At 35.9% G+C, this 11,746-nt stretch carries 5 protein-coding genes; 1 reads left to right on the top strand and 4 read right to left on the bottom strand.

The genetic code is table 11. The annotated features are described in order from the left end of the window. Positions 1 to 60 precede the first annotated feature (60 nt). Positions 61 to 1,038, top strand: coding sequence for an FAD:protein FMN transferase (locus tag P2W75_RS15610; RefSeq protein WP_276381183.1), 978 nt, complete (start codon positions 61 to 63; stop codon positions 1,036 to 1,038). 102 nt (positions 1,039 to 1,140) lie between these two features. Here P2W75_RS15610 and P2W75_RS15615 read toward each other — a convergent pair whose 3' ends face one another. The 4 genes from P2W75_RS15615 to P2W75_RS15630 all read right to left on the bottom strand — a co-directional run bounded on the left by P2W75_RS15615 (position 1,141) and on the right by P2W75_RS15630 (position 11,693). Then, entirely contained in the window at positions 1,141 to 2,352 is a 1,212-nt protein-coding gene (locus P2W75_RS15615; protein ID WP_276381184.1) for a DUF4272 domain-containing protein, read from the bottom strand. A gap of 233 nt (positions 2,353 to 2,585) precedes the next feature. Then, on the bottom strand, positions 2,586 to 4,985 hold the full coding sequence (locus tag P2W75_RS15620; RefSeq protein ID WP_276381185.1) for a sugar-binding domain-containing protein: 2,400 nt from the start codon (positions 4,983 to 4,985) through the stop codon (positions 2,586 to 2,588). Between the two features lie 348 nt (positions 4,986 to 5,333). Next, a complete protein-coding gene (locus P2W75_RS15625) occupies positions 5,334 to 8,867 on the bottom strand; it encodes a malectin domain-containing carbohydrate-binding protein (protein WP_276381186.1) in 3,534 nt (1,177 codons plus the stop codon). A 96-nt stretch (positions 8,868 to 8,963) separates the two neighbouring features. Continuing rightward, positions 8,964 to 11,693 (bottom strand): glycoside hydrolase family 20 zincin-like fold domain-containing protein, encoded by a 2,730-nt coding sequence (locus tag P2W75_RS15630; RefSeq protein WP_276381187.1) that lies wholly within the window; start codon positions 11,691 to 11,693, stop codon positions 8,964 to 8,966. Positions 11,694 to 11,746 lie beyond the last annotated feature (53 nt).

The raw sequence follows: 11,746 nt of genomic DNA on the forward strand, positions 1-11,746 counted from the left end.
AGATTTTAGATTGCAGATTTTAGATTGTGATTTTAAATTGAATTTAGATTATTAATTGTTATGAATAGATTCTTATTTCTATTTACTTTAATCTGTTGTTTTGTAACAAATGCTCAGGTTTTGCGAAAAAAGACAACGCTATTAATGGGCGGACGTTTCGATATCAGTATTGTTGATAAAGATTCGCTTTCGGCATTACAAAACATTGATGTTGTAATAGCTGAAATCACTCGAATTGAAAATCTAATCTCCGACTGGAAACCGGATTCTCAGGTTTCAAAAGTCAATCAGAATGCTGGAATTCAACCCGTAAAAGTAGATCGAGAAGTTTTTCAATTGACACAAAGAGCCATTAAACTTTCGGAAATTACAAACGGCGGATTCGACATAAGTTTTGCAGCAATGGACAAAATCTGGAAATTTGACGGCTCGATGACCGAAATGCCTTCGGCGGAAGCCATAAAAAAATCAGTGGAAAAAGTCGGTTATCAAAATATTATTCTAGATAGTGTACAGTCGACTATCTTCCTCAAATTGAAAGGAATGAAAATTGGATTTGGTGCTTTAGGCGAAGGTTATGCAACCGATAAATGCCGCGCCATGATGATTGAAAAAGGCGTACAAGCTGGCATTATAAATGGTTCAGGCGATATGAGCACCTGGGGAAAACAGCCTAATGGAAAAGATTGGAAAATCGGAATTACAAATCCATTTCATCCCGAAAAACTTTTAACTGCTATTCCTTTAAAAGAAGGTGCCGTAACGACTTCTGGCAGTTATGAGAAATTTGTTGTTTTTAACGGAAAACGATATTCACACATTATCAACCCAGCAACAGGTTATCCCGCAACTGGTTTGTGCAGTGTTACCGTCTTCGGACCCAATGCCGAAACTGCTAACGGATTAAGCACATCTATCATGGTTTTAGGACAAAAAGAAGGATTACTTTTACTTCAAAAATTCCGCGATTACAGCTGCATAATGATTACCGATAAAGGAAAAATCATTAAATCGAAAAATTTCTCGTATAAGTTGTAAATTAAGTTATGGGTTAGTGAGTTATGAGTTATGAATTATGAGTTATGAATTATGAGTTATGAGTTTGATGCAAAATCTAACAACTAACAACCAACAACAAATTTAAGTATCACAAGTAACATCATCCCAATCCTGATCTAGGTAATGAATGAGCCAATTGAGCGCATATTGTCTTTCGTACACAATTCCCGGATTGATGTTTTCTATTTGTTTCCCTTTGATTCTTTCGTCTACGCAGGCCCAATTGTATCTGTAATACAAATCGGCTGCATCTAAAATTTCTTTTTTAGACCGAACTTCATTCACAGCATTTATAAATTCAAAAGGATCTTTGTCTTTTCCTACAGGATGATTTTCTGCACTGATGTTTTCTAGATTACAAAATTCATTTGGAAAATCAAGCGTATCGACTTTTTTCAAAGCCCACATTAAAGTCCAAATGCCTTCGCATTTCCAAGTTTCGTACATTTTTTTGTCTTCCGTCGGATTTGCTAAAAACTCTTTTTCGCCTTCTGTTACCAATTCCCAAAGTTTATAATTCTGTAAATAATCAATTGCTTCTTCAGGCGAAATACTATTGAAAGCAACCAAATTTGTAACAGCCAAAACACTTACTCTTTCTGCAATTTCTTTTGCTGATCGAATTGTAGTTTCTGTTTCAGATTCAATACAAGGCAGATGTTTGTTGATTTTTATATTTTCTCTTTCCAGAATTTCTTCATTCTTGGCTTTTCTTTCTATTTGATCTTCGTCTAATTCCGCTTGATCGTTATCAAAATACTCCGAATTGATATGAACTTCTAAATCTTCAATTTCACATTTACCTTCTGTATCAATAATCAAATTCAAATCTTTATCTAGAAAATGCTGGGTTTCAGATTTACTAATAATAGTATTCGGCTGCACAAATAAAACGGCATCAAATTCTTTTGCCAAATCAGCTATTATGGCATTTAATTCTTTAATTTCTCCTTTGTCCTCACGAATTGAAAATTCAGAATTCAGTGTTTGTATTTTATGCAGAAAAAGCCCTTTTACCTTTTCATTTTCAGTTGGCAGTGAATCAACAAATCCATACAAACCTTTTAAATTGGCTGTTAATTCAGAATCATCTACTTGCGGAATTTGATAAGAAGGAATAGCTCTTTCTCTATAGAAAATAGTAACTTTTTTTGATGGACTTAAGATTCCGCCTTTTACTTCAAATTCGAGGTTTTCACCATTAGCAGAAAAAACTCCTTTAGGAACATGCGAGAGAAAAATTTCTTTGATTTTTTCTAATCCTAGATGATGCGAATAAATGGTACAAATCATTTTACGGCTTTTAAAATATTATTTTGGCTAATATAAGTTTAATTATACAAAAAAACACAAATAATACTTCAAAGCATATTATAAAAAATCTCGCAAAGTCGCAAAGGCACAAAGATTATATAAAAATTAAACCATATAAGTTATTTAAGAATCAATTAAGTCAAAACTTAAAATCTCTTTAACTTATATGGTTCAAAAAACTTTGCGTCTTCGCGACTTTGCGAGCAATAAATCTACTCTACTTTTACTTCAATAACAGAAGCTTCTAAATTTCCAGTTGTCGCCTTCAACTGAATATTCTCTTTCTCCCCATTTGATTGAATAATCGCAATACATTTTCCGTTAAAAAGCTTGCAAGAATTGGCTTTAAACGATTCCAAATTAGCTTGATAACCATTATCAACTCCAACTAACTTTCCTCCGCCAGTTACTTCAAAATTAACTAAATCCATTGCGTTTGGAACTAAATTTCCATTTTTATCTAACATAGAAATCGTTACATAAACCAAATCGTAAGTATCATTTTTGATGGTAGTTTTATCTGCTTTTAAATCCAATTTAGCAGCTTCTCCTGCCGTGCGAATTTCTTTTTCTAAAACTACTTTTCCATTCTTTCTAGAAACGGCTTTTAAAGTTCCTTGTTCGAATTTCACTTTCCATGAAATATGCAAATCATCATTTTGTTTGGATTTCTTTCCAAGAGATTTTCCGTTTAAGAATAATTCCACTTCATCGGCATTATTGTAATACGCCCAAACGTTGATTTCCTGATCTTTTTTCCAGTTCCAATGCGGTAAAATATGAAGAACCGTTTTATTCGACCATTCGCTTTGGTACATATAATACACATCTTTCGGAAGTCCGGCCAAATCCACAATTCCGAAATACGAACTTCTCGCAGGAAACGGATACGGATCTGGTTCTCCGATATAATCAAATCCTGTCCAAATAAAAGTTCCCGCCATGAAATCCTGACTTTTAATGGTTTTCCAGTTTTCTTCGTGCGTGGCGCCCCAGTACGATTTCACCTGATCGTAAGCCGAAACGGTCCAATCTGCATTTCCATCAAACGGTGCTCCGTGTTTGGTTGGCCAAGCTTTAATAACATCCGATTGATCGTAATGTCCACGCGTTTCTAAAGCCGAAACACTTTCTGAAGCCAATATTTTTTGTCCTTTAAATTTAGTTGGGAAATCTTTATAATCTTCGTGTTTGTAATTGAATCCCAAAAGATCTAAAGCACCTGACTGATAAATAAAGTTTTTCTCTATTACATTTTCTGTCAAAGCAGAAGTTACTGGACGAGTGGTATCTAACGATTTTACAATCTTAGCCAATTCTCTCGTAATGGCAATTCCTGTGCTGTCAAACTGTTCTCTAATTTCGTTTCCGATACTCCACATCATAACCGACGGATGATTGCGATCTCTTTTGATAAAATCTTCTAAATCCTGTTTGTGCCAAGCATCCCAATCTTTGTGGTAATCGTTGGTTACTTTTTTCTTTTTCCAAACATCAAAAGCTTCGTCCTGAACGATGAATCCCATTTCGTCACACAATTGCATCATTTCTAAAGAATGTGGGTTGTGCGACATTCTAATTGCATTTGCCCCCATTTCTTTCATCAGCGTTAGTTTTCTTCTAACGGCGTGAATATTTTCTACAGCTCCTAGCGCGCCATTATCATGATGCAGGCAAACACCTTTAATTTTGGTTGGAACACCGTTTAATGAAAATCCTTTTTCCGAATCAAAATTAAAATATCTAAATCCAAGCGGAGTTTCGTAATTGTCAATTAGTTTCGATTTCTCATACACTTTTGTAATGACTTTATACAAATACGGATTTTCGGTATTCCATAATCTTGGCTGTTTTACTTCCAGATTATGAATCTTTTTTTCTGATGTCTTTGCTCCGATTTTTTCTGAAGAAGTCATATTGGCAACTTCTACATTTTTATCGTCTACAATCGAAGTAACCAATTTAAATTCTTTCGCAGAAGCATTATCATTATCAATCGTAACTTCAAAATGCACTTTCGCTTGAGCTGAAGAAACTTCAGGTGTTGTTACAAAAGTTCCCCACTTCGCTACATGCAATTTTTCGCTCGCCACCAATCTCACATTCCTGTAAATTCCAGAACCTGTGTACCATCTTGAGTTGGGTTGAGCATCGTTGTCTACCTTAACTGCAATAGTATTGGTCTGTCCATAATTTAAATACGCGGATAAATCATATCCAAAAGAAATATAGCCATTCGGACGCATTCCTAATGATTTGCCATTTATGAATACTTCGCTGTTCTTAAAAACACCATCAAATTCAATTGAAATTGTTTTACTTTTCCAACTGGTAGGAATTGTAAAAACTTTTCGATACCAGCCTTTACCAGCAGGTAAAAAACCCTGCGCTTGTTTGGTTTTAGCCTCTTTATCAAAAGCGCCTTCAATACTCCAATCGTGCGGCAATTGAAACGTTCTCCAATCTGATACATTAAAATTAGCATTTATTGCTTCTGGATAATCTCCTAACTTGAAGTTCCAGTTTTTGTTGAAGTCTTCGACAATTCTAGCTTGTTTTTGTGCAAAAATTGATACCGAAAACAATAATGCAAGTGTAATTTTTTTTAACATATTTTTATTTTTTCTCTCGCAAAGTCGCAGATTCGCAAAGTTTTTTTTCTTAACCATATAAGTGATATAAGAAAATTTAAGTTTGGCTTAATTGAACTTATATCACTTATATGGTCATTTCCTTAGCGACTCTGCGTCTTTGCGAGATTATTTCATTTTATTTCTTTAACCTTGAGATCTAAATGTTCATACTACATTTTAGACGCACTGCAGTGCGTCTCTACGTGACAAATATTAAGGAATTACTTTGCGTGGGCTTCGACTTCGCTCAGCCTGACAAACTAATACATAATCAAAAGAAAACCTTTGTCCCTTTGTTACTCTGTCACTTTGTCCCTCACAAAAAACCTACTGAAATTCAAAATTATCTAACAGCAACCCTTTCAAATCATCTCCTTCCAAAGTAATTTTATAGGTTCCTGCGTTGATATAACCTCCTGATGTTGTGTTTAAAATTTTCCATTTTTCTGGTGAAGGGAAAAATTCAATCGTGTCGTTTCGCATTAAAATTCCGTACGCATCTTCCATTTTAAACTTCACTTTCATTGGTGTTTCGTTTCGATTCATAAAGCGGAAACGCATTAAATAAATTCCTGCAACACCTGGTTTTACTTCAAACTCGATGCTGTTATTGGTTTTCTTTGTAAACTCCACATAATCTGCTTTTTTGAAATTTCCTTTTTCAATTCCTGTTCCAGTTGTTTTTGTTTTTTCCGCTTCGATGATTACCACTGGTCTTGAATCGTCTTTTTCACCCATATCATACGTTGGAGCAACGACAATTGTTGAAATTGTCTCCCCATTATCAAAAAGAACTTTCTCGCCTTTGCTTACTTTTTTAGTGAAAACATCAAAAGAAATTCCGTTGCTGTTTTTCGCTTTTTCTTCTATCTTTTTATAATCTGAAAGTCCTTTTAATGCCTTTATTTTATCATCAACTAAAACATAAATAGTCGATTCTTCCTTTGCTGTAAACGAACCTGAAACTTTTGAATCAGATGAAAACTGTAAATAATCTGCACCAAATATTTCAGAAGGTAATTCGGTAAAAACAACCTCAGAATTTGAATACTGTTTCGAATTAAAATCCAACCAAGAAGCAACTCTATTTATTGATTTATCATAATGGTTTAAAAATAGATTTTCAATGTTTTTCGGAGATTCACTAGCTGGTCGTGCGTGATAATCTTTGGTACCGATTGCAATTGCAGAAATTATGGCTTGCCCCGCTTTTACATTTGGAAACGAAATTTTAATTTTTCCGCCAGTGCTTTTAACTTTAAAAGTTTTCTTTAACGCTTTATCATGTCCTGCTTCTGCCCAAATATCAAAATTTTTTAAAACTATATTGTCATTAATGGCAACATCAAATAATCGCCAGCCTTTGCAGTCTAGTCCTCCACCTTTTCCGTACCATGGTTCTGAGAAATACAATTCGATTACATATTCTCCGTCTGGCGCTGGAAATTCATAACGTAATTTATCAATTCCGTATCTGAAATTCTGAAATAAAGCTTGATCTTTTGTACCGTTAACAGGATCAAAACTGCTTCTTTGGCTTGCAAAAAAGTCAGGAAGCTTCTCAAAATTATCGGTCCAAGATAAAGATCCCCAAGTATTTTGTCCGCTTTTGTGCGTGTCGGCCAGCCAAGTATTTCCGTTACTATCTGTGAATTCTGAACCTCCGCAATTAACTCTATAAATGTAATTTAAACCGCTTTTTGCTTTTAAAATATCGCTTTTATCAGGAGTTAAAGATTCTAAACTTGGTGCTTTTGGAAGCGTATTCAAAACGATATAATCTTTGGCAACCGCCTTTCCGTTTACATATCCAACTGCATATAAAACATTATACTGAATATTGACATTGTTAAACTGAAAATGTTTTCCGATTCCGGGATTCTTCAATTTTCCAAGTGAAACTTTATTTACGTCATTAAACAATTCTACTTCGTCACAATTCGAGTAAATATCAATTCCGTTTTTGATACCCGCTTTCTCCCAACGGCTTGGCCAAGTGTGCGAAACGATATACACCATCGGATTGGTTTTGTTGGAAACATAATTGGCGCGGTACATGTAATATGCATCTAAAGGTTCGCCCCAAATCGTGAAAAGTCCTTTGTAATTTACGGGTCCGACTTTGTCAATATCTCTAAATCCTTCGCCATTTTGAACGCGTCCCGGATTTTCATGCGAAGCAAAAAGCCAGTTGAATTGTCCCGCAATTTTATCTCTTACCGATTCAGCTTCTCTCACTTTAATTTCCATTAATTGGGAAAAACGGTTTTCGCTTAAAGTTCCTTTTTGATCGAATTCGCCTTCTGTATGCAAATCGGCAGAACGCCAAGCTCCGTATTCGCCATTTAATAATTGCGTAGTCATTTCGAGATGATACTTTAACGGATCTCCGCCATATGTTCCTGACCAGTTTTGAACCACATTCCAATCTGTTCCTTCCCCTCCATTACAAGTCGTCACGATTCTTTGTGAAGCTGATAACGGATCCATTTCGCGGATAATCTGCGTACATTCTTCTGCAAATTCCTTCGGAATCGTGCTTTCATTCTGCAAGCCCCACATGACAACCGACGGATTGTTTCTGCGTTCTTTAACCCATTCTCGCAATAAGGTTTTGAAATTTTCTTTGAATTCTGGTGTATCGTACCAAATATGCGCCGAAAACTGACTCCAAAATAAGATTCCGTTTTCGTCTAATTCTTTTTGATACAATAAATTATGAGGCTGGTGCGCTTCGCGGAAAGCGTTAAATCCGCCTGCTTTGATTTGTTCTATTCTGGCGTGGATTTGTTCATCTGAAAAGGCGTGGCTGTTTCCAATTTGATGTTCGTATTCACAGACACCGTTTATAAAGACAGGTTCGTCATTAATAAAAAAACGATTGTCTTTTCCATCACGACTCACTGGCCAGCTTACCCAACGAATTCCGTAAGGCGTTGTCAATTGATCGATTATTTTTCCATTCTCAAAAACAGAAGTAACCAATGTATACAAATAAGGATTAGACGGCGACCATAATTTCGGATTTTGAATTTCTGGTAAAGTCTGAGCAACCGATCTTATTTCGCCCGAAGTATTTTTAATCGAACTTTTTGAACTTACTATTTTCTTTCCAGAAGCATCCAAAAGAACATTTTCGATGGTTAGATTTCGGTCTGAAGTTCCGTAATTTTTGATTTCTGTAGTTGTAAGCAAAATCGCTTTTTGTTTGGAAACCGATTTGTCATTCCAGATATGAACACCAAAAGGTTCGATTCTAACATCGTTTGTAATCACCAAAGAAACAGGTCTGAAAATCCCCATTGGCTGAGAACCTTCTGAGAATCCCCATTCGCCAGAACAACCTCCGCAAACCCAAGGAAGATCGGCAATAAAAGAAGGATGCGAAGCTTTTACTAGAATCTGATTTTCTTTTTGTAACGAAACGGCTTTGCTAATATCAAGCGTAAAAGTGGTTCGACCGCCCTTGTGTTCGCCCACTTTTTTCCCGTTTACCCAAACTGTGGCGTAAGAACTAACGCCTTCAAAAAACAAAAAGAGCCTTTCGCCTGCAGTAGTTTTGTCAAGTTTTAAGGTTCTTTTGTACCATGCCGTACCGTGTAAATTTCCATGTTTTGTTCTTCTGAAACCATAATACTGATCCCAATTGTGAGGCACACTAACCTGCTGCCAATTAGAATCAGTTTTTGGATTTTCTACAAAATCTTCTTCTTTCAGCGGAAGATTATCCAAAAGAATGGTTTCCCAAGATGAATTCAGCGAAAGTTCCTTTCGGATTTTCGCTGAATTCTTAGTGCTTTGACTCCAAACAAAGCATGTACTTGAAAAAAAACAAAAAATAAAAAAAACTATTCTGTTCATATTTTCTATTTCCTGCAAGGTTTTCAAAACCTTGTAGGTCTTATTTTTTAGATTCATTTAATACCTAAGGTTTTGAAAACCTTGCAGGAACGTAGATTAATAAAACAACCAATCCACTGCTGCTTTTTCTCCTGCATCAATATAGCCAACATCACGCGGTGTAATGTTCTGGTCTGCATCGATAAAACCTAAAATCAATACTTTTCCTTTTCCTAAATCCAATTTATTTTCTCCTGGCTGGAAAGTATACGTATGAATATTTACACGAGGCAAATCTTTCAAGTTCATCGCACTTGCCAGAATCACTTCGGCTTGACCATGAGCATTTCCTGCGGCATCGGTTTCTAAACTTGGCGGCAATAAAAATCTCTTTTGATCTGAATTGAAATATCCAACCACTAATTTAACCGCTTTTGTATTTCTAAACTTCAAATGTGTTCCTTTTTCGTTTTGGTCGTTTTCAACAAACGAATATCCTCTTAAGTTTTGAAGTTCTGGAGCAATTTTTGTCAATTCAGAAATATCAGTTCCGTATACTTTAGTTCCTGTTTTAACTAAATAACTTCCCGGTTTTTCATCGATAAAAGTTACTTCTGCCGTTTTCCAAGGTTTTCCTTCTTTGCTTTCTACTTTTCCATCTTTCGAAGATTTAAGCTTCTCTAGATTTCTTTTGAAATTAGCCAATTCACGCTCGTAATGTGGTAATAATTCAGCCCAAGTTTTATTGTTTCCGTCGTCTCCTCCAATCGGAATTCTACGTTGTGCTGTTTGCATACTGTTGGCATAGTAATAGGTATCTTTCGTTAGTTTTACCAATAATTCGTAATATTCTAAACTTTTTTCTAAATGAGGAGTTGCTTTGTCTAAATCGGCAATATCATTTGAATAACTGTATCTTAAAACCAAAAGGGCTGCTTTTACTTTTTCTGAAAAGAAATCGGCGAAAGCTTTGTAAGCATGAATATCATTTTTAAGACGTGCAAATTCTTCTTTTTCTTTCGTTACGCTTGCTTCGGCCTTGTCGATGGCTTCAACAGCCAATCTTCCGTGTTCCGTAATTTCGGCAATAATCTGCGTTGGAAGTTCGCCAGAATGCGGTTGCCCGTTCCATTCTTTTTTAGCATATTCTAAAAGCAATTCGCCCGCTGGCCCGCAAGATTCGTGGAAACCTGGATACACTCTCCATTTTGACGGATTCACCAATTGGCTTTCGAACATTCCTAACAATAAAGTTTGTCTGTTTCCTTCTGTGATTCCGAAACGTCTTAAGGTTTTTGGAGCTATTTCTCCTGTTTCTTCGTATGCTTTTAAAATATTATTGGCTGCTTCTTGTGTCGTTCCGAATTTCGCTGCTAAATCTTTATCCCAATATTTTACTTCTTCATTTCGGTCTCTTTGACTGTCCCAAGCATATCTTGCCCAAGCTTTGTACCAAATCCAATCACGATCCATTTCTAACAAACGTTCGCCTGATTTTGTTTTATCGGCAGAATACGGCCAATCCCAGTAAGAAGCTTGCGGATATAAATGTAATGCATTGGCTCCGTGTGCACTGTGCATTGCTTTTACTGTCTTTTGAATAAAGTCCGGAGAACCATATCTGAAAGGTTCTAAGTTGGCCAAAATGTGAACGTTCTCAATATGAATTGATTTCAAGGCGCTCAATTGTTTGTGCGTTTCTCCCCAAGGTCCGCCAGGTGTGTAAGTCGTTAAAGACTCTCCTGTGTATTTGCTTTCTGTATAAAGGTTTTTGTATAATGGAAGCGATTTCTCCATCACCAAAGGTCCGTCTGTATCGTGAGAACGAAGAATAATCGGCGGTTCTTCTGTTTTTCCTAATGCCTGCAAACCATCGCGAACTCCTGGAATAATTGTTTTGGTAAACCATTCAACATCATCATCAACTGTATTAATTGCTTCTCCCAAACAAACCATTAAACCAACGTTTGGATATTTTTCGATGAAAGCGGCAATAGATTTTCTAGTATAATCAGACAATAAAGGCGTAATTGGTCTTGAACGATCTTGCGTTTTTATGTTGTAATGCTCTGCAAAAGGCTTAGAAACAATAATGTTGTAGAACATCTGAATGACCCAAATCCCTCTTTTGTTGGCTTCAACCGTTAAGAATTTATAGATTTCTTCATTCTTTTTAAAATCTTCATCGCTAACTTCAACTGCAAACGGATACTCTTTCAATTTTACCAAAGAAGCAAACGGATGTCCGTTCCATAAATACAAAGAGTTCATGCGGTTGTCTACCAACATATCTAAATATTTAATCCAAAGTGCTTTATCGTAAAACCAAGGGAAAGTTTCTGGTGTATACGGATATTCGTAAACATCGCGTCCCGGAAGATAAACTGGTTTCTGCATTCCGATACAAGCACCGCGTAACACCATTTCTGGGCTGTCTTCGATATTTATTTCTGAAGCAAGCTGACCTGAAGTTTTAATTCTATCCGCCAATTCTAAAGCTCCGTACAAAGTACCACTCGCATCTGTTCCTTCAATGTAAATTATATTCTTTTGAGTACGAATTAAAAAACCTTCTTTCTTTGTTAATTTGCTATCATCGATTTTAGCGCTTTTCGCATTCTTTTTCCAAAATTCAGTTCCTTTTTCTCCAATAACAATTACTTTATCTTTTGAACTTTTTAATTTATCGGCAGAAGCAACGGTAAAGCCTTTTGCCGAAAGTGTTTCTGATAATTTTTCTGCTCCAAATTTTGCTCTTGGCGAATTGGCATCACTAACAATAGTAACGTTTTGCGCTGTCGCGAAAGAGACGTAAAAGCATAAAAAAAGTAATTGTAAATATTTCATAGCATGCTGTTTTGGGTATTCTATTTAAAACAATCTGCTTAATCTGCTAGATC

Origin of the sequence: Flavobacterium sp. H4147 (assembly GCF_029360735.1) — a bacterium.
Classification (GTDB): Bacteria; Bacteroidota; Bacteroidia; order Flavobacteriales; family Flavobacteriaceae; genus Flavobacterium; species Flavobacterium endoglycinae.

Coding starts and splice junctions, on each gene's coding strand:
- P2W75_RS15610 (WP_276381183.1), top strand. CDS start 61: ATGAATAGATTCTTATTTCTATTTACTTTAATCTGTTGTTTTGTAACA.
- P2W75_RS15615 (WP_276381184.1), bottom strand. CDS start 2,352: ATGATTTGTACCATTTATTCGCATCATCTAGGATTAGAAAAAATCAAA.
- P2W75_RS15620 (WP_276381185.1), bottom strand. CDS start 4,985: ATGTTAAAAAAAATTACACTTGCATTATTGTTTTCGGTATCAATTTTT.
- P2W75_RS15625 (WP_276381186.1), bottom strand. CDS start 8,867: ATGAACAGAATAGTTTTTTTTATTTTTTGTTTTTTTTCAAGTACATGC.
- P2W75_RS15630 (WP_276381187.1), bottom strand. CDS start 11,693: ATGAAATATTTACAATTACTTTTTTTATGCTTTTACGTCTCTTTCGCG.